This is a genomic window from Microtetraspora sp. NBRC 16547, from assembly GCF_030268965.1.
In the GTDB taxonomy this organism is placed as follows: domain Bacteria; phylum Actinomycetota; class Actinomycetes; order Streptosporangiales; family Streptosporangiaceae; genus Microtetraspora.
Map to the genome: position 1 here is coordinate 221,810 of NZ_BSSE01000005.1, position 23,340 is coordinate 245,149.

Annotated in this window: 22 protein-coding genes; 5 read left to right on the top strand and 17 right to left on the bottom strand. The window is 70.6% G+C overall.

The genetic code is table 11. From position 1 onward, the window contains the following. Positions 1 to 52: 52 nt before the first annotated feature. The 12 genes from QSK17_RS10440 to rimP form a co-directional block, all read right to left on the bottom strand. Positions 53 to 1,363: a M16 family metallopeptidase gene (locus tag QSK17_RS10440; protein WP_285704383.1), complete on the bottom strand. Its 1,311-nt coding sequence runs from the start codon at positions 1,361 to 1,363 to the stop codon at positions 53 to 55. Next, positions 1,360 to 3,657 (bottom strand): polyribonucleotide nucleotidyltransferase, encoded by a 2,298-nt coding sequence (locus tag QSK17_RS10445; RefSeq protein ID WP_285704384.1) that lies wholly within the window; start codon positions 3,655 to 3,657, stop codon positions 1,360 to 1,362. Before QSK17_RS10445 ends, QSK17_RS10440 begins: the two co-directional genes overlap by 4 nt. A 387-nt stretch (positions 3,658 to 4,044) precedes the next feature. Next, a complete protein-coding gene (gene rpsO, locus QSK17_RS10450; RefSeq protein WP_061257655.1) occupies positions 4,045 to 4,314 on the bottom strand; it encodes a 30S ribosomal protein S15 in 270 nt (89 codons plus the stop codon). 179 nt (positions 4,315 to 4,493) lie between these two features. Continuing rightward, a complete protein-coding gene (locus tag QSK17_RS10455) occupies positions 4,494 to 5,441 on the bottom strand; it encodes a bifunctional riboflavin kinase/FAD synthetase (protein ID WP_285704524.1) in 948 nt (315 codons plus the stop codon). A gap of 93 nt (positions 5,442 to 5,534) precedes the next feature. Beyond that, a complete protein-coding gene (truB, locus tag QSK17_RS10460; RefSeq protein ID WP_285704385.1) occupies positions 5,535 to 6,434 on the bottom strand; it encodes a tRNA pseudouridine(55) synthase TruB in 900 nt (299 codons plus the stop codon). A gap of 76 nt (positions 6,435 to 6,510) precedes the next feature. Beyond that, a complete protein-coding gene (locus QSK17_RS10465; RefSeq protein ID WP_285704386.1) occupies positions 6,511 to 7,521 on the bottom strand; it encodes a DHH family phosphoesterase in 1,011 nt (336 codons plus the stop codon). Between the two features lie 20 nt (positions 7,522 to 7,541). After that, positions 7,542 to 8,027, bottom strand: coding sequence for a 30S ribosome-binding factor RbfA (rbfA, locus tag QSK17_RS10470; RefSeq protein WP_285704387.1), 486 nt, complete (start codon positions 8,025 to 8,027; stop codon positions 7,542 to 7,544). Positions 8,028 to 8,079: 52 nt separating this feature from the next. Further along, positions 8,080 to 8,379 (bottom strand): DUF503 domain-containing protein, encoded by a 300-nt coding sequence (locus QSK17_RS10475; protein ID WP_285704389.1) that lies wholly within the window; start codon positions 8,377 to 8,379, stop codon positions 8,080 to 8,082. A gap of 70 nt (positions 8,380 to 8,449) precedes the next feature. Continuing rightward, positions 8,450 to 11,578 carry a translation initiation factor IF-2 gene (gene infB / locus QSK17_RS10480; protein WP_285704390.1) on the bottom strand — a complete coding sequence of 1,043 codons (3,129 nt, stop codon included), beginning with the start codon at positions 11,576 to 11,578 and terminating at the stop codon, positions 8,450 to 8,452. A 192-nt stretch (positions 11,579 to 11,770) separates the two neighbouring features. Then, positions 11,771 to 12,067 carry a YlxR family protein gene (locus tag QSK17_RS10485; protein WP_285704391.1) on the bottom strand — a complete coding sequence of 99 codons (297 nt, stop codon included), beginning with the start codon at positions 12,065 to 12,067 and terminating at the stop codon, positions 11,771 to 11,773. After that, positions 12,051 to 13,052 carry a transcription termination factor NusA gene (gene nusA, locus QSK17_RS10490; RefSeq protein ID WP_285704392.1) on the bottom strand — a complete coding sequence of 334 codons (1,002 nt, stop codon included), beginning with the start codon at positions 13,050 to 13,052 and terminating at the stop codon, positions 12,051 to 12,053. Before nusA ends, QSK17_RS10485 begins: the two co-directional genes overlap by 17 nt. A gap of 11 nt (positions 13,053 to 13,063) precedes the next feature. After that, on the bottom strand, positions 13,064 to 13,564 hold the full coding sequence (rimP, locus tag QSK17_RS10495; protein WP_285704393.1) for a ribosome maturation factor RimP: 501 nt from the start codon (positions 13,562 to 13,564) through the stop codon (positions 13,064 to 13,066). 123 nt (positions 13,565 to 13,687) lie between these two features. Here rimP and QSK17_RS10500 point away from each other — a divergent pair, with 123 nt between their 5' ends. After that, positions 13,688 to 14,212 carry a hypothetical protein gene (locus QSK17_RS10500; protein WP_285704394.1) on the top strand — a complete coding sequence of 175 codons (525 nt, stop codon included), beginning with the start codon at positions 13,688 to 13,690 and terminating at the stop codon, positions 14,210 to 14,212. Continuing rightward, a complete protein-coding gene (locus QSK17_RS10505; RefSeq protein ID WP_285704395.1) occupies positions 14,209 to 14,676 on the top strand; it encodes a ferritin-like domain-containing protein in 468 nt (155 codons plus the stop codon). The genes QSK17_RS10500 and QSK17_RS10505 overlap by 4 nt, the downstream gene beginning before the upstream one ends. A gap of 137 nt (positions 14,677 to 14,813) precedes the next feature. On the opposite strand, the gene QSK17_RS10510 is transcribed toward QSK17_RS10505, so the two are convergent. Together QSK17_RS10510 and QSK17_RS10515 are read right to left on the bottom strand one after the other, a co-directional pair. Continuing rightward, positions 14,814 to 16,556: a proline--tRNA ligase gene (locus QSK17_RS10510; protein WP_285704397.1), complete on the bottom strand. Its 1,743-nt coding sequence runs from the start codon at positions 16,554 to 16,556 to the stop codon at positions 14,814 to 14,816. 148 nt (positions 16,557 to 16,704) lie between these two features. Continuing rightward, a complete protein-coding gene (locus QSK17_RS10515) occupies positions 16,705 to 17,364 on the bottom strand; it encodes a hypothetical protein (protein WP_285704398.1) in 660 nt (219 codons plus the stop codon). A gap of 121 nt (positions 17,365 to 17,485) precedes the next feature. Between QSK17_RS10515 and QSK17_RS10520 the strand changes: the two genes are divergently transcribed. Continuing rightward, positions 17,486 to 18,478 (top strand): acyl-CoA dehydrogenase family protein, encoded by a 993-nt coding sequence (locus QSK17_RS10520; RefSeq protein WP_285704399.1) that lies wholly within the window; start codon positions 17,486 to 17,488, stop codon positions 18,476 to 18,478. 69 nt (positions 18,479 to 18,547) lie between these two features. Here the strand turns inward: QSK17_RS10520 and QSK17_RS10525 are convergent, their stop codons facing one another. Further along, entirely contained in the window at positions 18,548 to 19,018 is a 471-nt protein-coding gene (locus tag QSK17_RS10525; protein WP_285704402.1) for a hypothetical protein, read from the bottom strand. Positions 19,019 to 19,291: 273 nt separating this feature from the next. Between QSK17_RS10525 and QSK17_RS10530 the strand changes: the two genes are divergently transcribed. Both QSK17_RS10530 and QSK17_RS10535 read left to right on the top strand, forming a co-directional pair. After that, on the top strand, positions 19,292 to 20,626 hold the full coding sequence (locus QSK17_RS10530; protein WP_285704404.1) for an FAD-dependent oxidoreductase: 1,335 nt from the start codon (positions 19,292 to 19,294) through the stop codon (positions 20,624 to 20,626). A gap of 33 nt (positions 20,627 to 20,659) precedes the next feature. After that, on the top strand, positions 20,660 to 21,877 hold the full coding sequence (locus QSK17_RS10535; RefSeq protein WP_285704405.1) for a DUF6986 family protein: 1,218 nt from the start codon (positions 20,660 to 20,662) through the stop codon (positions 21,875 to 21,877). 121 nt (positions 21,878 to 21,998) lie between these two features. Here QSK17_RS10535 and QSK17_RS10540 read toward each other — a convergent pair whose 3' ends face one another. Beyond that, positions 21,999 to 22,679 carry a copper homeostasis protein CutC gene (locus tag QSK17_RS10540; protein WP_285704407.1) on the bottom strand — a complete coding sequence of 227 codons (681 nt, stop codon included), beginning with the start codon at positions 22,677 to 22,679 and terminating at the stop codon, positions 21,999 to 22,001. A 60-nt stretch (positions 22,680 to 22,739) separates the two neighbouring features. Next, positions 22,740 to 23,294, bottom strand: a complete 555-nt coding sequence (locus QSK17_RS10545) for a GNAT family N-acetyltransferase (protein ID WP_285704408.1) — start codon at positions 23,292 to 23,294, stop codon at positions 22,740 to 22,742. Positions 23,295 to 23,340: the final 46 nt, after the last annotated feature.

Sequence of the window (23,340 nt, forward strand, 5' to 3'; positions counted from 1 at the left end):
CGCGGACACGCGAAAGGCCCGGATCATCCTGATCCGGGCCCCTCACATGCTCTCAGCAGATCGCCGAACTGAAGTCCTTGTCGGCGTACGGACCGATGACGGCGAGCGTCAGCGGCCGGTTGAGGATGTCACGCGCGACCGCGTTGATGTCCTCGGGCGTGACCGCCTCGATCCGGGCCAGGACCTCGTCCACGGACATGAGCTCCTCGTAGACGAGTTCGCTCTTGCCGATCCGCGACATGCGGGAACCGGTGTCCTCAAGCCCGAGAACGAGCCCGCCGCGCATCTGGCCCTTGCCGCGGGCGATCTCCTCCGCCGTGATGCCCTCGGCGACGACCCTCGCCACCTCGTCCCGGCAGATCTTCAGAACATCGTCGATCTTCGAGGGGAGGCAGCCGACGTAGATGCCGAACTGGCCCGTGTCGGCGTACTGCGAGGTGTAGCTGTAGGCGCTGTAGGCGAGGCCGCGCTTCTCGCGGATCTCCTGGAACAGCCGGGACGACATGCCGCCGCCCAGTGCCGCGTTCAGCACGCCCAGGGCGAACCTGCGGTCATCGCCGCGGGAGACGCCGGTCGTGCCCAGCACCAGGTTGGCCTGCTCGGTGGGCCGGTCGATGACCCGGACTCCGGATCGCTGCTCGACACCGGGACCGTCGAGACGGGGAGGAGCTGGGGTCGCGGGACCCGTCAGGGCGCCCGCGCGCTCGTACGCCGCGGCGACCAGCTCCACGACGCGCTCGTGGTTCACGTTGCCCGCCACCGAGATGACCGTCAGCGGGGGAAGGTAGTAGCGCTGGTAGTACTCGTGAATCCGGTCACGGGTGAGCGCGTTGATCGAGTCGTCGTTTCCCAGGATGGGCCGCCCGATCGGCGTGTCGCCGTACAGCTCGGCGGAGAACTGCTCGTGCACGACGTCGGCAGGGTCGTCGTCGTGCATCGCGATCTCCTCCAGGATCACGCCGCGCTCGGACTCCACGTCCGCTGGGGTGATGAGGGAAGAGGTGACGACGTCGGCCAGGACGTCGATCGCCAGGGGAAGGTCCTCGTCGAGCACCCGCGCGTAGTAGCAGGTGTACTCCTTGGCGGTGAACGCGTTGATCTCACCGCCGATGCCCTCGATGGACGCCGAGATCTCCATGGCGTCCCTCGTGGGCGTGCCCTTGAAGAGCAGATGCTCGAGGAAGTGGGTGGCCCCCATGTGCTCGGGGGCCTCGTCACGGGAGCCGATGCCGACCCACATGCCGACGGCGACGCTGCGCACCGTCGGCATGGTCTCGGTCACCACTCGAAGACCACCGGTAAGGACGGTGCGGCGGATGACCCCCGCACCGTCCTTACCGGGATGGAGGATGGTGGTCGTCACGAGTTGCGGTCGTCCCGTCCGCTGCGGGTGCGCCGGCGAGGACGCTCGGAGCGCTCCTCCTCCTGCTGCGGCGCCTCAGCGGGCGCGGCCGCCTCGTCGCCGCCGGCGGCCTTCTCGGCGGCCTCCTTCTCGACGACCTCGACGGGAACGAGCGACAGCTTGCCGCGGGAGTCGATCTCGGCGATCTCCACCTGGATCTTCTCGCCGACGTTCATGACGTCCTCGACGTTCTCGATCCGCTTGCCGCCGTGCAGCTTACGGATCTGGGAGACGTGCAGCAGGCCGTCCTTGCCGGGCAGCAGCGAGATGAACGCGCCGAAGGCCGCGATCTTCACGACCGTGCCCAGGTAGCGCTCGCCGACCTCGGGCATGTGCGGGTTCGCGATGCCGTTGATCAGGGACCTGGCCGCCTCCGCGGACGGGCCGTCGGTGGCGCCGATGTAGATCGTGCCGTCGTCCTCGATGGTGATCTCGGCGCCGGTGTCGTCCTGGATCTGGTTGATCATCTTGCCCTTGGGGCCGATGACCTCGCCGATCTTGTCCACCGGGACCTTGATCGTGATGATGCGCGGAGCCGTCGGGTTCATCTCCGCCGGAGAGTCGATGGCCTCCTGCATCACGTCGAGGATCGCCAGGCGGGCCCCCTTGGCCTGCTTGAGCGCGGCGGCAAGAACCGACGCCGGGATGCCGTCGAGCTTGGTGTCGAGCTGCAGCGCGGTGATGAGCTCCTTGGTGCCGGCGACCTTGAAGTCCATGTCGCCCATGGCGTCCTCGGCCCCGAGGATGTCGGTCAGCGTGACGTACTGGTCGCCCTCGCCGATGAGACCCATGGCGATGCCCGCGACCATCTCCTTGAGCGGGACACCCGCGTCGAGGAGGGCCATGGTCGAGGCGCAGACCGAACCCATCGAGGTCGAGCCGTTGGACCCGAGGGCCTCCGAGACCTGACGGATCGCGTACGGGAACTCCTCGCGGCTCGGCAGCACGGGGATCAGCGCCCGCTCGGCGAGCGCGCCGTGCCCGATCTCGCGCCGCTTCGGCGAACCGACACGGCCCGTCTCCCCGGTGGAGTACGGCGGGAAGTTGTAGTTGTGCATGTAGCGCTTGGTCCGCTCAGGGTTGAGCGTGTCGATCATCTGCTCCATGCGCAGCATGTTGAGCGTGGTGATGCCCAGGATCTGGGTCTCGCCGCGCTCGAACAGGGCCGAGCCGTGGACGCGCGGAACGACGTGGACCTCGGCGTTGAGCTGCCGGATGTCCTTGGTGCCGCGCCCGTCGATGCGGATGCCCTCGCTGATGACCCGCTCGCGCATGAGCTTCTTGGTCAGCGACCGGAACGCGGCGCCGACCTCCTTCTCGCGCCCCTCGAAGTCGGCGAGCAGCTTCTCGGCGGCGAGCGCCTTGACGCGGTCGATCTCGGTCTCGCGCTCCTGCTTGCCGGCGATGGTCAGGGCCGCGGCGAGCTCGCTGCGCACCGCGCCGGTGACCGCCTCCAGGGCGTCGTCCTGGTAGTCGAGGAAGATCGGGTACTCGGCGGTCTCCTTGGCGGCGACCTTCGCGAGCCTCGACTGGGCCTCGCACAGGACCTTGATGAACGGCTTGGCCGCCTCAAGCCCCTGGGCCACGGTCTCCTCGTTGGGCGCGACGGCGCCCTCGGCGACCAGCTTGAGCGTGTCACGAGTGGACTCGGCCTCGACCATCATGATCGCGACGTCGCCGTCCTGCAGAACCCGGCCGGCGACCACCATGTCGAAGGTGGCGCCCTCCAGCTCGGCGTGGGTCGGGAACGCCACCCACTGGCCGTTGATCAGCGCGACGCGGACGCCGCCGATCGGGCCGGAGAACGGCAGCCCGGCGAGCTGAGTCGACAGGCTCGCCGCGTTGATGGCGACCACGTCGTACAGGTGCTCGGGATGCAGCGACATGACGGTCGCCACGACCTGGATCTCGTTGCGCAGGCCCTTGACGAACGACGGGCGCAGCGGCCGGTCGATCAGCCGGCAGGTGAGGATCGCGTCCTCGGACGGCCGGCCCTCACGACGGAAGAACGAGCCGGGAATCCGGCCCGCGGCGTACATCCGCTCCTCGACGTCGACGGTGAGCGGGAAGAAGTCCAAGTTCTCCTTGGGATGCTTGGACGCGGTGGTGGCCGAGAGGACCATCGTCTCCTCGTCCAGGTAGACGACGGCGCTTCCAGCCGCCTGGCGCGCGAGCCTGCCGGTCTCGAACCGGATCGTACGCGTGCCGAACGAGCCGTTGTCGATGACGGCTTCTGTGCTGTGGACACCCTCCACGGGGGACCTCCTTCTCGGGTCGGTCTCCCCACGTCCGTGTGCTGCGGTCGAGGCAGCCTGACCGGCTTTCCCCTTCCTCTGCCGGCTCCCCGTCAGGTGCAGCGCCGGTCTTCGATCGAAGCGCCCGGTTTCCTCTGCGGCTTGCGCCGCATGACCGGGGGCCACTACCGAGGACCGGCCCTCTCACGCCGCGGATCGCGCGTGTTGCTTGCTTGCGGACGCGGGGCACTGTCTGTCGGGTCGAGGTCGCCTAATCGGCTACCTCTCCCTTTCGGCTATTAAGTTTGCGCGGTGTCGCAGCCGCTCTCGTGGCGACTCGCCGAACCGTAGGCCTATTTTGACCTGATATGTGAAAGGAGCGGCGTTGGATCGCCGCTCCTTTCCACCCTATCGACGAAGGCCGAGCCGCTCGATCAGCGAGCGGTAGCGGGTGATGTCCTTGGCCTGAAGGTACTTCAGGAGCCGGCGGCGACGGCCGACCAGCAGGAGCAGCCCGCGACGGCTGTGGTGGTCGTGCTTGTGGGTCTTCAGGTGCTCCGTAAGGTCGCTGATGCGCTTGCTGAGCAGCGCGATCTGGACCTCCGGGGACCCGGTGTCACCCTCGGTCGTGCCGTATTCGGCGACGATGGCCTTCGTGGTGGCGGTGTCGAGCGACACTGCATCTCCTTCTCTGGGAGGCACGCGTGACGATGGTCCAGCCCGCGAACGACCGTGCGTGCCTACAGTCGCCGTGACAGTCCGGCCACGCGGCGGATGCGCCGCGTATGGATGGCCGACATGCAAGGATACCATCGCACTCCAGCGCGCGGACGGGCCGCACCCCGGCCGGCCGCTGGTCAGCCGCTGGTCAGCCGCCGGGCCTCGTCCACGTCGGCGTGCATCTGCTCGATGAGCGCGTCGATCGAGTCGAACTTGAGGTTGTCGCGCAGCCGCGCCGTGAAATCGACGGCCACGTGCATGCCGTACAGGTCGAGGTCGTCCCGGTCCAGCGCGTACGCCTCGACGGTGCGGGAGACGTTCTCGAAGGTGGGGTTGGTGCCGATCGAGATCGCGGCCGGCCAGAGCTCCCCCTCGTAGCGTGAGGGCGACTGGGTGCAGTGCAGGTATCCGGCGTAGACCCCGTCGGCCGGGATCGCGGTGTGCTGCGGCGACTCGACGTTGGCGGTCGGGAAGCCGAGCGCCTTCCCCCGCTGGTGGCCCCGCACGACCACGCCCTCGACCCGGTGCGGCCGGCCGAGCGCGGCGGTGGCGCCCTCGACGTCGCCGGCGGCGAGCCGCTCGCGGATCTGGGTGGACGAGATCGTCTCGCCGTCGCTCAGCAGGGGAACGCCTTCCACCACGTAGTCGTACTTCTCGCCCAGCGTGCGCAGCGTGTCGACGTCACCGGACGCCTTGTGGCCGAAGCGGAAGTTCTCCCCCACCACGACCCCGGCGGCGTGCAGCCGGTCGACGAGCGCGGTCTGCACGAACTCGTCCGGCGACATGCGCGAGAACTCCAGCGTGAACGGCAGCACGCACACCGCGTCGACGCCCAGCGACGCCAGCAGCTCGGTGCGGCGGCGGGTGTCCGTGAGCAGCGGCGGGTGGCTGCCGGGGCGGACCACCTCGTCGGGATGGGGATCGAAGGTGACGGCGACGGAGGGAAGTCCGAGATTCGCGGCCATGTCCACCGTACGGGCCACCATCTGCTGGTGACCGCGATGCACACCGTCGAACACGCCGATCGTGACGACGGACCTGCCCCAGTCCTCGGGCACGTCGTCCAGTCCGTGCCAGCCCTGCACCTCGACCTCGATTCCTTTACGCGCCATCCGGCAGTAGACAAGACTGCCATGCCCGGACGCCTGCCCGGGCACCAGCCCCCGCGGATCCATTTCTCACGAGACGAAGACGGCCAGTGGCCGGGCCGTACGCCCCCGCTCCTCGACGAGCGCGAGGAGCGTGCCGTCGGGGGCGAAGACGCCGATGGGCCCGGAGCCGAGCCCGGCGGCGGGCAGCCGGCCACCGTGCGCGACCAGGCGGGCCTCCTCCTCGGTCACGTCCCGGCGGGGGAAGGCCGCCGCCACCGCGTCCGCCATGGGCAGGATCGCGCATTCCCGCGAGAGCTCCTCGATCGTGCGCGCCGACTCGATCGTGTACGGCCCGACGCGGGTACGGCGCAGCCGGGTGAGGTGTCCCCCGACGCCGAGCCCGTTCCCCAGGTCCCGGGCCAGGGCCCGGATGTAGGTGCCGCTGGAGCAGGTGATGACGGCGTCCACGTCCACGACGTCGCCCTCGCGCCGGATCGCGGTCACCTCGAAGCCGTACACGGTGACGGGGCGGGCGGCCAGTTCGACGTCCTCGCCCGCGCGGGCGAGCTTGTAGGCGCGCTCTCCGTTCACCTTGATCGCACTCACCTGAGGAGGCACCTGGCTGATCTCGCCGGTGAGCGCCTCAATCCCCTTCCGGACGTCCTCGTCGGTCACGTGCCCCGCGGGCGTCGTCGCGACGATCTCGCCCTCGGCGTCGTCGGTGTTGGTGCTCGCGCCGAGCCGGATCGTGGCGTCGTACACCTTCTCGGTCAGCGCGAGGTGGCCGAGAAGTCGGGTCGCCTTCTCGACGCCGACCACCAGCACGCCGGTCGCCATGGGGTCGAGCGTGCCCGCGTGGCCCACCTTGCGGGTCCCGGCGATGCCTCGCATCTTGCCGACCACGTCGTGGGAGGTCCAATCGGCGGGCTTGTCCACGATGATGAGCCCGCTCGGCGGCGGGGTTCGCCTGGCGTTGGCCGTGCGCATGAAGGTGGTCCTCCGCAAAGTGGTCGAGAGGTCGGGTGGTCCCGGGACGGGATCGGTCGGCCGCGTGGGCGCCGGGTCAAGCAGAGAGCAGCGGCCGCAGCGCGGCCATGATGTCCGGCGGAGACTCGCGGGACGAGAAGCCGGCGGCGCGGGGATGACCTCCCCCGCCGAGGGCGGAGCAGGCGCGCGCCACGTTCACGATGGCCTTGGACCGCGTGGACACGTTCCAGGTGCCCGCGTCGTCCTCCTTGAGCACCACGGCGACGTCCGCCTCGTCGACCCGGCGGATGACATCGATCATGCCCTCCACCTCGTCGTACGGCAGCGCCGCCGCGGCGCGGTCCGCCCGCGTGACGTAGGTCCAGACGAGGCCGTGGCCGCCGGCGGCGGCGGGTTCGAGCGTCACCCTGCCGATGGCGACGCCCAGCACGGTCAGGTAGGCGAAGGGCGAGCCGTCCCACAGCTCCCGTGCGATCTCCTCGGGCCGCAACCCGGTCTCGATCAGCCTCGCGGCCAGCGCGTGGACCTCCGGGGTGGTGGAGTACTTGAACGAGCCCGTGTCGGTCACCAGGGCGGTGTAGAGGCAGGTCGCGACGTCCTGGTCCAGGGTGAGCCCCAGCCGCCTGATGAGCTCCTCCGTCAGCACGGAGGTGGCGGCGACGGTGGGATCCACCAGGTGCAGCGACCCGAACCCGGTGTTCGACGCGTGATGGTCCACCACGACCAGCTCGCCGGCGCGTCCGGCATGCGGGGCCAGCAGCCCCAGCCGCTCCATGGTGGACGCGTCGAACGTCATCATCACCTCGGGCTCGGCGGGATACGCCGAGGGCTCCACTAGCAGTTCCTGGCCCGGCAGGAAGCGCAGCAGCCGGGGTACCGCGAAACGGCGGTCGCCGAAGGAGGCGACCACCGTCTTTCCCGCCTTCGTGAGGGCGAGGCCGAAGCCGAGCATGGATCCGAGAGCGTCACCGTCCGGCGACACGTGGCAGGCCAGCGCGACCCGGTCGGCGGCGGCGATCAGCTCGACCGCGCGCGCCCAGTCCTTCTCGGATGGTCCCGCGCCTCGCTCGCCCACGTCCCGTGTCACGTTCTCCGTCACATCCCGGGTCACATCGCCCGGCGGCCGGGGCGCCCGGACTCGTCGTCGCCCTCGTCGCCGGACACCTCGCCGTCGTAGGTCTCCTCGAGGCGGTACGGGTCGGCCTCCCCGGCGTACGTGGCGCCCTCGGCCCTCTTCGCGATCTCGGCGTCCTTGGCCCTGGCCACGGCGAGCAGGTCGTCCATGTGGCGGGCGCTGTCCGGCAGCGGGTCGTGCACGAACGTCAGCGTGGGGGTGTGCCGCAGACCGGTCTGCCGGCCCACCTCGGAGCGGATGATCCCCTTGGCGCTCTCCAGCGCGGCGGCTGTACCGGCCCGCTCGACCTCCGAACCGAAAACGGTGTAGTAGACCGTCGCGTCACTCAGATCCGCGGTGATCCGGGCGTCGGTCACCGTCACGAAGCCGAGACGCGGATCCTTGATCCGTCGCTCCAGCATTTCGGCGACCACCTGCTGAATGCGGTCGGCCAGCTTCCTGGCCCGCGCTGCGTCCATGGTGGCGCTCCCCCTTCTCGGTTCAGGTACGGCCGCGCTCGGGCACGGCCGTCTATTCTTCGTCGTCGTTGAAGAGCCGCTGTCGCGCGGACAGTAGCTCGATTTCCGGGCGGAGGGCGACGAGACGCTCACAGGCGTCGAGCACCTCGCCACAGTTGGCCGCGGAGGCGGACACCACGGCCACGCCGATCTCGGCACGACGGTGCAGGTCGAGATGACCGGTCTCGGCCACGGCCACCCCGGGAAACCGCCGTTGCACCTCGGCGACGAGGGGGCGGATCACGGAACGCTTCTGCTTTAGCGAACGCACGTCGCCGAGCAGGATGTCCAACGTCAGAGCACCGATATACATCGATATTTCACCGCGGAACGGGCGGTCACGCCGCCGCCCCCGCACAGGGCGAGGGCGGCGGCGTCACGCGTCACACGCGCGGCTTCTCCTGCATCTCGAACGTCTCGATGACGTCGTCGATCTTGATGTCGCTGTAGCCGACACCGATACCGCACTCGAAGCCCTCGCGGACCTCGGTCGCGTCGTCCTTGAAGCGACGCAGCGACGAGACGGTGAGGTTGTCGGCCACCACGACACCGTCGCGGATGATCCGTGCCTTGCTGTTGCGGGTGATCGTGCCCGAACGGACCAGAGCACCGGCGATGTTGCCGATCTTCGGAACCTTGAAGACCTCGCGGACCTCGGCGGTACCCGTCCTGACCTCTTCGAACTCCGGCTTGAGCATGCCCTTGAGGGCCGCCTCGATCTCCTCGATCGCCTGGTAGATGACCGAGTAGTACCGGATGTCGACGCCCTCGCGCTCGGCCAGGTCGCGCGCCCGGACCTCGGGACGCACGTTGAAGCCGATGATGACGGCGTTGTCGTCGGCCACCGCCAGGTTGACGTCGTACTCGGTGATCGCACCGACGGCGCGGTGCAGAACCCGGAGGTTGACCTCGTCGCCCACATCGATCTTGAGCAGCGCGTCCTCCAGGGCTTCCACCGAACCGGAGACGTCACCCTTGATGATGAGCTTGAGCTCGTCGACCTGGCCCTTCTCGAGGTCCTTGAACAGTTCCTCAAGCGTGCGCCTGCGGCCGGACTTCGCCATTTCGGCGATGCGCTGGCGGGCCGCCCGCTGCTGGGCGATCTGCCGCGCCATCCGGTCGTCGGAGACGACGATGAAGTTGTCGCCGGCCCGCGGGACGGCGGTCAGACCCAGCACCAGGACCGGACGCGACGGGTCGGCCTCTTCGACCGTCTCGCCGTTGTCGTCCAGCATCGCCCGGACGCGGCCGAAGGCCTCGCCACAGACGATGGAGTCGCCGACCCGGAGGGTGCCGCGCTGCACCAGCACGGTCGCCACCGGACCACGGCCCTTGTCGAGGTGCGCCTCGATGGCCAGACCCTGGGCGTCCATGTCGGGGTTCGCCCGGAGGTCGAGCTCGGCGTCGGCGGTCAGCAGGATCGCCTCGAGCAGGCTGTCGATGCCGAGGCCCTGCTTGGCGGAGATGTCCACGAACATCGTGGATCCGCCGAACTCCTCGGCCACCAGGCCGTACTCGGTGAGCTGGGCCCGGACCTTGGTCGGGTCCGCACCCTCCTTGTCGACCTTGTTGACCGCGACCACGATCGGCACGTCCGCCGCCTGCGCGTGGTTCAGCGCCTCGATCGTCTGCGGCTTGACGCCGTCGTCGGCAGCGACGACGAGCACCGCGATGTCGGTGGCCTGGGCACCACGGGCACGCATGGCGGTGAACGCCTCGTGACCGGGGGTGTCGATGAAGGTGATCTTGCGGGTCTCACCCTCGTGCTCGGTGGCCACCTGGTACGCGCCGATGTGCTGGGTGATGCCACCCGCCTCGCGCGCGACCACGTTGGTGTGCCGGATCGCGTCGAGCGTCTTCGTCTTACCGTGGTCGACGTGGCCCATGACGGTCACGACCGGCGGACGCGGCGCGAGGTCGGCCTCGTCACCCTCGTCCTCACCGAACTCGATCTTGAAGGACTCGAGAAGCTCGCGGTCCTCCTCCTCCGGGCTGACGACCTGGATGACGTAGTCGAGCTCGGCGCCGAGCAGCTGCAGCGTCTCCTCGTTGACCGACTGGGTCGCGGTCACCATCTCGCCGAGGTGCAGCATGATCTGCACCAGCGACGCGGGGTTCGCGCCGATCCGGTCGGCGAAGTCGGACAGGGACGCGCCACGCGGCAGACGGATCGTCTGCCCGCCGCCACGCGGAGCCTGAACGCCGCCGATCGTCGGAGCCGACATGTTGTCGAACTCCTGGCGCCTCTGCCGCTTCGACTTGCGACCACGGGTCGGACGACCGCCGGGACGGCCGAACGCGCCCGCCGTGCCGCCGCCACGGCCGCGGCCACCGCCGCCACCGGGACGACCGGCGAAACCGCCGCCGCCACCCGGACCGCCGCCGGCACCGCCGGGACGGCCACCGCCACCGGTGCCCGTACGGGCGCCGCCGAAGCCGCCGCCACCGGGACGACCGGCACCGCCGCCACCGGGACGACCGGCGCCGCCACCGGGACGACCGGCGCCGCCGCCGGGACGACCGGCACCGCCGCCACCGGGACCGGCCGGGCGGCCCTGCGGCATCATCATCGGGTTCGGACGTGGACCGCCGGGACGCGGGCCACCCGCTCCGGGACCCGGACGAGGCCCACCGGCGCCGGGACCGGGACGGGGACCACCCGCTCCGGGACCGGGACGCGGGCCACCGGCACCGGGAGCACCGGGGCGCGCGCTCGGCGGACGCGGCATGGCGCCGTCGCGAGCGCCGTCACGACGAGGCTCGCGGGGACCCCGGTCACCGCGGTCGCCGCGGTCGCCGCGGTCGGGGCGCTCGCCACCGTCACGGGCACCGGGACGCGGAGGCCGCTGACCCATGCCGCTCGCGGTGGACGAGAACGGGTTGTTACCCGGACGCGGGCCACGCGGGCCCGGCTTCGGACCACCCGGACGCGGACCCTGGCCGGACGGCGCACCCGGACGCGCGCCATGGCCGGACGGCGCACCCGGAGCCGCGGGACCACCCGGAGCAGCCGCAGGACGCGGCGCGGGCGCCGGACGCGGGCCGGGCTTCGGCGCGCCGCCGCCCGGACGAGGACCGGACGCAGCCGGACGCGGGGTCTCGGGCCGCGGCGTCATCTCGGGACGCGAAGCCTGAGGACGCGACGCCTCGGGCTCGGGCTGCGTCGGGTGAGGCATGGGAACCGGACGGGGCGCGGGCCTGGGACCCGGCTTGGGGACCGCCGGCCTGACGCCGGCGTCCGGAGACTGAGAAACTGGCGCCGCCGCGCCACCGGCCTGGCCCTCGGCCGGCCTGGGCGCAGGCCTCGGCTGCGCCGGACGGGGAGACGGCTTGCCGCCACCCCTGGAGGAGTCGCCCTTACCGAACGCCTCCGTAAGCTTGCGGACAACCGGCGCCTCTATCGTTGAAGACGCCGATCGCACGAACTCGCCCATCTCGGTGAGCTTGGCCATGACGACCTTGCTCTCTACTCCGAACTCCTTGGCGAGCTCGTAAACCCGGACCTTCGCCACTGCACTCCCTAACTCGGCCCGGGAGGCTGGCAGTGCCGCCGGACCGTCGCTACCTAGACGTACTCATCGCCGCGTGCTCATCAGGCGCTCATAGCAATCTGACTCCGCCCATCAACTCGGCGTCCCTTACATGACAGTTTCTTCCGACCTCATGCCGACTCTGAGATCAGCAATTGGTAACCATTCACCCGGTCAGTGTCGGGCGTCAACCCCCGCGAGGAAGTCACGCAGACGCGTTACATCGAGCGTCCTCCCGGTGCGAAAAGCGCGGGAGAACGCTCGGCGACGCGTCGCGAGCTCCAGACAGCCCAACGCGGGATGCAGCGAAGCACCTCGCCCGGAAAGCCGTCCTCGCAGGTCGGGGACGATGACGTCCTCGACCACGACAAGGCGGAGCAGCTCGGACTTGACCGTGCGAACCCGGCAGCCCACGCATGTTCTCAGCGGGACCACCCGGCCACCATATTCCAGCTTACCTTGCCGACGCATCTGCGGGATCGGCCGGTGCCTCCTGGGTGTCCGGCCGGATGTCGATGCGCCATCCCGTGAGCCGGTTCGCGAGGCGGGCGTTCTGGCCCTCCTTGCCGATCGCCAGCGAGAGCTGGTAGTCCGGCACGATCACCCTCGCGACGCGGGCCGCCTCGTCGACGACCTCGACTCGGGAAACGCGCGCCGGCGACAGGGCATTCCCCACGAACTCCGCGGGGTCCTCCGACCAGTCGATGATGTCGATCTTCTCGCCGTGCAGCTCGGTCATCACGTTGCGCACCCGCGAACCCATCGGGCCGATGCAGGCGCCCTTGGCGTTGACCCCACCCTTCCGGGAGCGTACGGCGATCTTCGTGCGGTGGCCGGCCTCCCTGGCGATGGCGGCGATCTCCACGGTGCCGTCGGCGATCTCGGGCACCTCCAGCGCGAAGAGCTTCTTCACCAGGTTCGGGTGCGTCCGGGACAGGGTCACCGACGGGCCCTTCGGCCCCTTCTTCACCTGCACGACGTAGCAACGGATCCGCTCGCCGTGGGTGTACTCCTCGCCGGGGACCTGCTCGTTGTGCGGGAGGATCGCCTCGATCTTCCCCAGGTCGACCAGGACGACCCGCGGGTCCTTGCCCTGCTGGATGATGCCGGCGACGAGCTCGCCCTCACGGCTGGCGAACTCACCGAAGTTGATCTCGTCCTCGGCGTCGCGCAGCTGCTGCAGGATCACCTGCTTGGCGGTGGTCGCGGCGATGCGGCTGAAGTTGCCGGGGGTGTCGTCGTACTCCCTCAGCACCTCACCGCCCTCGCCCAGCTCGACCGCCCAGATGGTCACGTGACCGCTGGTGCGGTCAAGCTCGGCCCTGGCCTTCTGCGCCGCGCCCTCGGTGCGGAAATAGGCGATCAGAAGCGCATCCTCGATCGCCTTGACGACAAGGTCGAAGGAGATGTCCTTCTCCCGCTCCAGGCTGCGCAGGACGCTCATGTCAATGTCCACAAGGCTCCCCCTTAGCCCTCGTCCTCGATGTCGCCATCAAGGTCATCGCCGTGGCCGTCGTCCGCCCGGCTGAACTCCACCTGGACCCGGCCCCGGGCCAGATCCGCAAGATCGATGCGGCGCGCGCCGTCCAGCTCCACGCCGGACTCGTCGACACCGGTCACCCGTCCCTCGACGGAGGTGCCGTCCCGCAGGTCGGCCTTGACCAGCCGGCCACGGGCACGCCGCCAATGGCGCGGCTCCGTGAGAGGCCGGTCGACTCCCGGCGAGGTGACCTCCAGAACGTACGGACTGCCGCCCAGCACGTCGGTCTCGTCAAGCTCCTTGGAGACGGACTGGCTGACCTCGGCCACGTCATCGAGGCTCACGCCGCCGTCGCGATCCACCACCACACGGACCAGCCGCCGCTTGCCCGCCGGAGTGATCGTCACGTCCTCCAGATCGAGCCCCTCGGCGGCGATCACCGGGCCGAGCAGCTCCAAAAGGCGGCCGCGTCGAGCTTCGTCGCCCATGCCGACCTCCCGATTCAATTGGCGTACCTCGCCGAATGTGCCAACAGCCTATCGACACCACGGGGCGGAAAGAGCGCCACGCCTGGCGGCGAGCACCGCGCCTCCCCCTTACGATGCTGTGTCGTGGACGGAGGATCGACGCTGACGAGGCGCTCCCTGCTGGGCGCCGCCGCGGCCGGGGTGCTCGTCTCGGGCTGCTCGTCGTCCCCCGCCGCGAAACCCGGCCCGCCGAGGCCTCCCGACCCCGAGACGCTGCTGCTCAGGTCGCTGATCGCGGACAAGGAGAGGACGGTCGACCTTTACCGGCGGGCCGCGCTCTCCCAGCCCAGGTCGGCCACCGCTCTGCAGCCCTTCGCGCAGCGTCATCTGGCCCATCTGGCGGCCATGCGCCGCATGCTTCCGCAGGGCGCCGAAGCGTCCGCCCTCGCGCCGTCCGCTTCCGCGGCCACGTCCGCCACTGCCGCGCCCTCACCGTCCCCGTCGGCCTCGACCGGCGTTTCGCTGGCCGAGCTGCGCGGCGCCGAACGGCGCGCCGCGGCGGCCCGCCCCGGCCAGATGGCGGGGGCCTCCCCCGCCCTGTCCCAGCTCCTCGCGAGTGTCGGCGCCTGCGAGGCCGTGCACGTGATCGCCCTCGGGAGGCTGCGATGAGCGACCCGCTCGGCAAGGTGCTCTCCGCCGAGCACGCCGCCGTGTACGCCTACGGAGTGATCGGCGGGAAGACCGACGGAGCGCTGCGCTCGAAGGCCACGGCGGGGTTCGACGCCCACCGGGCGCGGAGGGACCGGCTGCGCGCGCTGATCGTGCAGCGGGGCGGCACGCCGCCCGAGCCGGGCCCGACCTATGCGCTTCCCTTCGAGGTGAAGAACCAGTCGGACGCGGTTCGGCTCGCCGCGCTCATCGAGGAGCGGGTCGTCACCGCCTACCTGGAGCTCGCCGCCGACAAGGACGCGTCACTGCGCCGACTGGCCGCCCAGGCGATGCAGGAGGGCGCGACCCGCGCGTACGGCTGGCAGCCGACGGTCGACGCGTTCCCGGGGATGCCCGCCGAGATGACCTCGGGGTCGCCGCCGGTGAAGACCGAGCCCACGCCGGTCCCGGCGGTTCCCCAGTAGGATCGCCCGGCACAGCCGTCGAGTACGACCGTCCGGCATGGCGGCCAGTACGACCGTCCGGCGTGGCCGTCCTTTCTGCGACGGTCCCTGACGGGAGACGGTCTCGGGCCCGGTGAGCCGGGCCCGAGGGGAGGGCGTCAGGCCTGGCAGGCCGCGAGGACGCGGTCCACGGCCTCGGCGAGCGGGATCTCCTCCTTGGTCCCGGTGGCGCGGTCGCGCAGCTCGGCGACGCCCTGCGCGAGGCCCCGGCCGATGATCAGCACGGTCGGCAGGCCGAGCAGCTCGGAGTCCTTGAACTTCACGCCGGGCGAGACGCCGGGGCGGTCGTCCACGAGGACGCGCAGGCCGCGCGACTCGAGCTCCTCGGCGATCTGGGTCGCCACCTCGATCTGGTTCTCCTTGCCGGTGCCGACGATGTGCACGTCGGCGGGCGCGATCTCACGCGGCCACGTCAGGCCGAGGGCGTCGTGCCGCTGCTCGGCCACCACCGCGACCGCGCGCGAGACACCCACGCCGTAGGAGCCCATCGTGACGCGGATCGGCTTGCCGTCGGGGCCGAGGGCGTCGAGCCCGGCGGCGTCGGCGTACTTGCGGCCGAGCTGGAAGATGTGGCCGATCTCGATGCCGCGGTCGATGGACAGCGGGTGCGCGCAGCGCGGGCAGAGGTCGCCGGCCCGGATCTCCGCGGCTTCGATGGTGCCGTCGGGCTGGAAGTCGCGTCCAGCCACGACGTGGGCGGCGTGCTTGCCGGGCTCGTTCGCGCCGGTGACCCAGGCGGAGCCGGTGACCACGCGGGGGTCGACGAGGTAGGTGATGCCGAGGGACGCGAGGACCTGCGGGCCGATGTAGCCGCGGACGAGCCCGGGGTGCCGGGCGAAGTCCTCCGCCTCGAAGATCTCGGGGATGCCGGGGGCGACCGCGGCCTCGAGCCGCTTGAAGTCGACCTCGCGGTCTCCGGGAACGCCGATGACGAGGGTCTCGACCTTGTCGGAGCCGGGCGTGCGCACCTTCACGACGATGTTCTTGAGGGTGTCGGCCGGGGTGATCCCGAGCCCGAAGTGCTCGTTGACGTGGTCGACCAGCGACTCGATGGTCGGGGTGTCCGGCGTGTCCAGGACCTCGAGGGCGGGCTGCTCCGCCGTCACCGCGGGCGGCGCGGACGTGGTGACCGCCTCGGCGTTCGCCGCGTACCCGCAGTTGTGGCAGGCGACGAAGGTGTCCTCACCGGTCGGGCAGGGCGCGAGGAACTCCTCGGAGGCCGAGCCGCCCATCGCGCCGGACATGGCGAAGCAGATCCGGTAGTCGATGCCGAGCCGGTCGAAGATGCGGATGTAGGCCTCGCGGTGCTGCTCGTAGGAGTGCTTGAGGCCGTCGTCGTCCAGGTCGAAGGAGTAGGAGTCCTTCATGACGAACTCGCGGCCGCGCAGGATGCCCGCCCGCGGACGAGCCTCATCGCGGTACTTCGTCTGGATCTGGTAGAGGGTGACCGGATAGTCCTTGTAGGAGGAGTACTCCCCCTTGACCATGTCGGTGAACATCTCCTCGTGGGTCGGACCCAGGAGGTAGTCGGAGCCCTTGCGGTCCTTGAGCCGGAAGAGCGTGTCGCCGTACTCGGTCCAGCGGCCGGTCGCCTCGTAGTAGTCGCGGGGAAGCAGCGCGGGGAAGAGCACCTCCTGGGCGCCCATCCGGTCCATCTCCTCGCGCACCACGCGGGTGACGTTCTCCAGGACGATTTTGCCGAGCGGCAGCCAGGAGTAGATGCCGGGGGCGACCCTCCGGATGTATCCGGCGCGGACGAGCAGCTTGTGGCTCGGCACTTCCGCGTCCGCCGGATCCTCACGCAGGGTGCGCAGGAACAGGGTCGACATACGCAGTAGCACGGCTACTCCTCGCTCGTGGTGGGAGATCTCATGAAAGACGATGTGTGCTAAGGCTATCGACTCCCGGCCGCTGACCGCCCGCCGTTATGCCCCGACCACGCGACGATCACGCCACGACGACCACGCGACGGTCGGCGTGGAAGGTCGACTAAGACGCGACGGCCAGGGTGTAGAGCGCGGCGAGCGCGAGCGCGATGCCCGCGGCGCGCAGCCGGCACAGCAGGGTGGGCCGCAGGCACAGGGCGCAGACCAGGCCGAGTACGAAGGACATGCTGGCGGCCCACTCCCATGTGGGGAGCACCGCGCCGTTCATCCGGTCGAGATGGCCGTCCACGACGTCGATGAGGAAGAGCACGGCGAGGCCACCCGCGGCGGCGTCGCCCCACATGCCGCGCAGCCGGGTGAGGGAGGCCAACACACCGCTCAGCACCATGAGGAACAGCAGCAGGTTGAGGGAGTCGGCCACGCCGCCGTCCAGCGGGGACTCCCCACCGAACACGGCCGCGCAGACGATCCGGGAGATCAGCATGCCGAACGCGGTGAGCGTGCAGTTGACCAGCGCCCAGCCGGACCCGAGGGACAGGCGTCCGGCCAGGATCACGACGCCGAGGTACAGGTAGGTGTCGGTTGCCGCGAACAGCTGCGCGGGAGCGCGGCCTGCGCCCAGCGTGGCGAGCGCTCCGGCGAACACGCCCATGGCGAGTCCGAGCAGCATGTCACGCTGGATGCGGCGTTCCCACCGCTCCAGGTCCGCGAAGTCTCCGGGTAGGTCGCCCACGACCCGACGCCGGAACTTGTCCAAGGCCACAGCCACTCGATCCCCCGAAATCACTCGAAAGTGGCAATAAGCAGCATATATAGAGCTCAAATCAGGACAAAATACTTCCTAGGACAGGTATAGCAAGCAACCGCTTGTTATGCTGCCGCGCGTGACCTCTTCTGATGAACTGCGCGAGCTGCGGGCCGCCGTACGGTCCTTCCTCGAGGCCTACCCCGGCTCGGCGGACCAGACCACATGGCGGCGCTTCGCCGGAGAGCTCGGGGTCGCCGGACTGGCCGTCCCCGAGGAGTACGGCGGCGCCGGCTGCGGGCTCCGCGAGGCGGCGATCGTGTCCGAGGAGATCGGCCGTGCCCTTTCCCCGCTCCCCTACCTGTCCACCGCCGTGCTGGCCGTGTCCGCGATCAACGAGTCAGGGGACGGCGAGGCCAAGAAGCGGCTGCTTCCGGGCATCGCCGACGGGACCGTGACGGCCACCGTCATCTTCCCCGGCGTCTTCCCCGGCGACGCCGGGCTCTCGCTGGACGGGGGGCGCCTGAGCGGCGTCGCGCCGTACGCGCTGGACGGGGACGTGGTCCTCGCCTACGTCGGCGACGCCCTGGTCGAGGCGGCCCCCTCCGCGCGCCGGCCGTACGTCACGTTGGACGAGACCCGGCCGCTGGTCGAGCTGACCTTCGACGGCGCCGAGGCCCGGCGGATCGGGAGCGCCGAGGCGTGCGACCGGGTCCGCGATCTCGGCGTCGCCGCGCTGGCGGCCGAGCAGGTCGGCGGGGCGGCGCGCTGCCTGGAGTCGGCCGTGGCCTACGCCAAGCAGCGGCACCAGTTCGGCCGACCGATCGGATCCTTCCAGGCGATCAAGCACAAGCTGGCCGACGTGCTGCTCCAGGTGGAGTCGGCCCGCTCGGCCGCCTACCAGGCCTGCGCGGCCCCCGCCGACGAACTGCCCGTTTACGCGGCGATCGCGGGGTCGTACTGCACGGAGGCCTATCTGACGGCGGCCGGAGAGAGCATCCAGGTCCACGGCGGCATCGGCGTCACCTGGGAGCACGACGCGCACCGCTACTTCAAGCGCGCGACCTCCGACGCCCAGCTCTTCGGGCCGCCGCAGGCGCACCGCGCGCGGCTGGCCCAGGTCGTCCTCTGATCCCGCATCACCGGGAACAGGGACCGCGAAGCGCGAGGGGCCGAAGGCGGGCGGGAGTTGCGGGAGCGATCAGCCGCCGAGCAGTTCCTCCCAGTGTCGCCGGGAGCCGCTCCGGCCCCCCGGCTCCCCTCCGCCCTCGATCGAGGCGGCCATCCGCCAGAGCCCCGGGGTCGTGCGCAGGCGCTCCAGCCCGAGAGGGTCGACCGCGCGCAGCAGGAAACCGACGCCCATGACGTCGAGATGGGCCGTCGTCGGCGTGACCAGGCCGGACGTGCCGGCCAGACTGCCGTCGACCCCCGGCTCGCGGACTCGCTCGATGACCAGATCCGCCACCTCCGAGGCGTACGGGCCGTCGCCCCACTCGACGTGCCAGCTCTCGTCCGCCACCCGCCACCACATCAGATCGCGGCAGGCGTCGCGCATCTCGGCGTCGCTGGACAGCGCGGCCATCACCCGGCCGAGCGCCTCGTAGCGCCGGGCGTGCGGCACCGGCTCGGCCTCCGCCTGCCCTTCGGGCAGCCTCCTACGGAATCCCCTCATGTCTGGGAGCGTGCCATCCGGCCGCTGGTGCGTCCCCGGGTTTCTCCGCCTTTTGCCCACGAGGATCAACTCTGATCGTCACGGCACCCCCGCGCAACCCCTCATTCGCCACATTCCGCCCGCCCCTGCGGGGCCGTGCCGTACGCCGGGGACGGGATGACCAGGGGCTGGCCGAGCCAGGTGAAAGAGATCGCCGAACGATGGCGCGGCCGATCTGGCCCGATAGGGCCCTCGTGGTAAAGAATCACATATAGGACGCCTGCTCTGGAGGCGATGGTGACGTTGCGCGTGGCGATCGTGGGATCGGGCCCGGCCGGGATCTACACCGCCGAGGCCCTGTCCAAGCAGTCCGGCGAGCCGATCGAGATCGACATACTCGAACGGCTGCCCACCCCCTACGGACTCGTCCGGTACGGCGTGGCCCCCGACCACACGTCGATCAAGTCGATCGCGGGCTACCTGCGCCGGGTGCTGGAGTCGCCCGGGATCCGCTTCCTCGGTGGTGTCGAGCTCGGGACCGACATCTCCGCCGACGACCTGCTGGCCTGCTACGACGCGATCGTCTACTGCACCGGGGCGATGGTGGACCGGCACCTCGGCATCCCGGGTGAGGGCCTGCCGGGCAGCGTCGCCGCCACCGACTTCGTCAACTGGTACTGCGGTCACCCGGACGTCCCCGCCGACACGTTCACCCTGGACGCCGAGGAGGTGGCGGTGATCGGCGTCGGCAACGTCGCGGTCGACGTCGCGCGCATCCTCGCCAAGACCGCCGACGAACTGCGCGGCACGGATGTCCCCGAGGAGGTGCTCGACCGGCTCGCCGCCTCGCGGGTCGAGCGGATCCACATGATCGGGCGCCGGGGCGCCGAGCACGCCAAGTTCACCCTGAAGGAGCTGCGCGAGCTCGGCGAGCTGGCGAACGCCGACGTCCTGAGTCTCCCGCACGAGGTCGAGGTCGGGGACATCGAGGGGCTCTCCCGGCAGATCAGAGGAAACGTCGACGTGCTTCGATCCTGGTCGACACGAGTGCCGGCGGGCCGGCCGCGCAGACTGGACGTGCGCTTCTGGCTGCGCCCGGTGGAGATCATGGGCGCCGGGCGCGTCGAGGGCCTCCGGCTGGAGCGGACCCGCCTCGTGGAAGGCCGGGTCACCGGGACCGGGGAGTTCGAGACCATCCCGGCGGACATCGTGCTGCGGTCCGTGGGCTACCGGAGCGTGGCGCTCCCCGGCGTGCCGTTCGACGCCGCGAACATGATCGTGCCCAACATCGCCGGCAAGGTGACGGGAACCGACCGGCAGTACGTCGCCGGATGGCTCAAGCGCGGTCCGACCGGCGTGATCGGCACCAACAAGTCCGACGCCGCCGAGACCGTGCGCACCCTGCTCGCGGAGGCCGCCCCCGGGACGGCGGGCACCAAGCTGGACGACCTGCTGAACGCGCGGGGCGTCACGCCGGTGACGTACGACGACTGGCTCGCGATCGAGGCGGCCGAGTCGGACCTGGCCAGGGCTCTGGGCCGGGGCGAGCGGGTCAAGCTCGTCGGCCGTTCCGCCATGCTCGCCGCCTGCCGCCGGGTCCCTCGAGACACGGCGGGCGCCTCCTCCTGATCTTGCTGTGCGGCTTTTGCGAGGATCTGGAGTATGAAGACGACTCTGCCGGAACCCTCCGCCCTCATCGGGGACTTCGAGGAGACCTATCGCGAGCAGTCGGCGCGGTTCGCCGGTGCGGAGCCCGCCTGGCAGCCGGTGCACACGGTGTACGTTCCCGCCGACCGGGTCTCGGGGGACACCGTGGACGCCTGGGGACGGGCGGCGACCAAGCTCCTCCACGAGCATCTCTTCTCCCCGGGGGAGCTCCCGCCGCTGTGCGGGATCGACCCCGACCTGGCGGCGCTCGTACACGAGCGGATCCGCAGGAAGCTCCGGATCGAACCGGTCGAGGACCTGCGGATCGACTTCGAGGACGGGTACGGCCGGCGTCCGGACGCCGAAGAGGACCGCCACGTCGAGAGCGCCGCCGACGCCGTGGCCGCGATGGTGGAGGCGGGCACGCTGCCGCGCCGGTGGGGGTTGCGGGTGAAGTCGTTCGCCGACGGGGATCCGGTACGGAGCGTCAGGACGCTCGACGGCTTCCTCACCGAGGTGATCAGGCGGGCCGGGAGCCTGCCCGCGGGTTTCACGGTGACGTTCCCCAAGGTGCTCATGGAGGCCTATCTCGGGCAGTTCGCGGCTTGCCTGGAAGCTCTGGAGGGCGGGCTGGGCCTGCCCGAGTGCACCCTGGGGTTCGAGATCCAGGTCGAGGCCCCGCAGACCGTGGCCTTCCTGCTGCGCTCCCCCGACCTGGTGCCGTCGCTCAAGGGACGCCTCGCCGCGGCCCACTTCGGAGTGTTCGACTACACGGCGTCCTGCGGGCTGCCTCCGCACGAGCAGCGACTCGACCACCCGGTGTGCGACCAGGCCAGGGAGGTCATGCGGTGCGCCTTCGCCGGAACCGGCGTGGAGCTGTCCGACGGCTCGCTGGCCGCCTTCCCCGCCTCCGACTCGACCGAGGACGTGCACGCGCTCTGGGCCCGGCACGCCGCGCTCGTGGCGCATTCCCTGTCGAACGGCTTCTACCAGGGCTGGGACATGCATCCGTCACATCTGGTCAGCCGTTACGCCACCGTGTACGCGTTCCATCTCGCCCACTACGAGGAGTACAGCGCGCGAGTGGAGGCATGGGAGCAGCGGCGGGAGGCGGGCGGCGGCGTGATGGACGAGCCCGCCACGATCAGGACCCTGGTGGCCGCCCTGACCCGGGCCGACCACGCCCTGCTTGATCGTCCCGCCTCCGGCGGGCCGGGCTCGGGGCGCCCTTGAGGCGATGACCTTCGGCGTCGCTCGGGACTCGTACCTCGCCCGCTCGCTCCTTCTCACGTCACCGCCGCGCCCCTCGCGCTTGATCGTCCCGCCGTAGAAAGGCCGGACAAGTAGGCACAAATTAGGTGCGATCGAGGAGGTGGCGCCAGGCGCGGACTCGGGCACGGTCTACGGGGTCGTTCCAGGAGTCGCGTACGGCGCTGCCGACGTGGAAGGCGCGTACGCCGCGTTCGCGCAGCACGGGGACGTGCTCCTTCTTGAGCCCGCCCCCGGCCATGATGATCTCGCCGTCTCCGGCGTCGGTGCGCTCACGCAGCACCGGCAGGCCGTCGCCGACGCCGTTCGGGGAGCCGGACGTGAGTACGGTGGCCAGGTTCGGCAGCAGCCGTACGGCACGCCAGGCGGCCCGGACGTCGGCAGCGTGGTCGACGGCCCGGTGGAAGGTCCACGGCAGCGGCGCGACCGCGTGGATGAGCGCCTCGGTCGCCTCCATGTCGACTGCGCCGTCCTCGGCGAGGAAGCCGAAGACGAACCCGCCCGCCCCGGCTTTGGTCAGCTCCTGGGCGTCCTCGCGGAGCCGGTCGAGCTCCTCGGGGGTGGCGGTGAAGCCCGCGTTGCAGCGCAGCATCACCATCTGGGGCAGGGAGCACGCGCTGGAGATCGCGGCCACCACATCCGCCGAGGGGGTGAGCCCGCCGGAGGCCATGTCGGACACGATCTCCAGCCGGTCGGCTCCCCCTTCCTCGGCGGCGACGGCGTCACGCACGTCCAGCGCGATCACTTCCAGCAGCGATGCGGTCATGTACCGAACAGTAGCTGGTCTGTTTGACACGCTGTACGGCATGCGCCCTTCAGCATGCGATCAGTACCTTGTGCGGGCGGATGTCACGGTGGCGCCCGCCTGGCGCTCGAAGAGCGCGCCCGACGCCCGGTGTGCCAGGTCGACGGTCCTGACGTGCCGGAACCCCAGCTCGGCGTAGTAGCGCTGCAGCCGGAGGTTGTCCTTCGAGCAGTCCAGCCGGAGCCAGCGCCTGCCCTCGGCGGCCGCGCGCAGGCCGGCCCAGTCGAGGAGCGCCTCGCCCAGTCCCTCCCCCGCGTACGCGCGGCTGACCGCGAGCTTGTGGACGTAGCGTGCGGTGTCGGGGCGGTCCGCCCGCCCCCAGAACTCGGGGTCGGCGTGGCCGTCGAGCGCGACCGTCGCGGCGGCGCCCGTCCCGTCGTCGAGGACGTACATCGCGCCCGCGTCGATGAGCGGCTCGATGCGGGAGGCGGGGAAGCCGCCCGCGGGCCACTGCCGTACGCCGTGGGAGTCGAGCCACTTCGCGGCTTCGGCGAGTAGGGCGAGCACGGCGGGGAGGTCGCCGTGGGCGGCCCGGCGGAGAGTGAACGTGCCGGGGAGCAGGATGCGGGATGGCATGGTCGATTCCTTTCGGTGACGATACGAACACGGAAAGTCACCGATG

Excerpts from the sequence above, each read along its gene's own strand:
- QSK17_RS10545 (WP_285704408.1), bottom strand. The coding sequence starts at position 23,294 with ATGCCATCCCGCATCCTGCTCCCCGGCACGTTCACTCTCCGCCGGGCC.
- QSK17_RS10485 (WP_285704391.1), bottom strand. The coding sequence starts at position 12,067 with ATGCGTCGGCAAGGTAAGCTGGAATATGGTGGCCGGGTGGTCCCGCTG.
- rbfA (WP_285704387.1), bottom strand. The coding sequence starts at position 8,027 with ATGGACGCAGCGCGGGCCAGGAAGCTGGCCGACCGCATTCAGCAGGTG.
- truB (WP_285704385.1), bottom strand. The coding sequence starts at position 6,434 with ATGCGCACGGCCAACGCCAGGCGAACCCCGCCGCCGAGCGGGCTCATC.
- rimP (WP_285704393.1), bottom strand. The coding sequence starts at position 13,564 with ATGGGCGACGAAGCTCGACGCGGCCGCCTTTTGGAGCTGCTCGGCCCG.
- QSK17_RS10505 (WP_285704395.1), top strand. The coding sequence starts at position 14,209 with ATGAGCGACCCGCTCGGCAAGGTGCTCTCCGCCGAGCACGCCGCCGTG.
- QSK17_RS10540 (WP_285704407.1), bottom strand. The coding sequence starts at position 22,679 with ATGACCGCATCGCTGCTGGAAGTGATCGCGCTGGACGTGCGTGACGCC.
- QSK17_RS10475 (WP_285704389.1), bottom strand. The coding sequence starts at position 8,379 with ATGTATATCGGTGCTCTGACGTTGGACATCCTGCTCGGCGACGTGCGT.
- QSK17_RS10525 (WP_285704402.1), bottom strand. The coding sequence starts at position 19,018 with ATGAGGGGATTCCGTAGGAGGCTGCCCGAAGGGCAGGCGGAGGCCGAG.
- QSK17_RS10530 (WP_285704404.1), top strand. The coding sequence starts at position 19,292 with ATGGTGACGTTGCGCGTGGCGATCGTGGGATCGGGCCCGGCCGGGATC.
- QSK17_RS10535 (WP_285704405.1), top strand. The coding sequence starts at position 20,660 with ATGAAGACGACTCTGCCGGAACCCTCCGCCCTCATCGGGGACTTCGAG.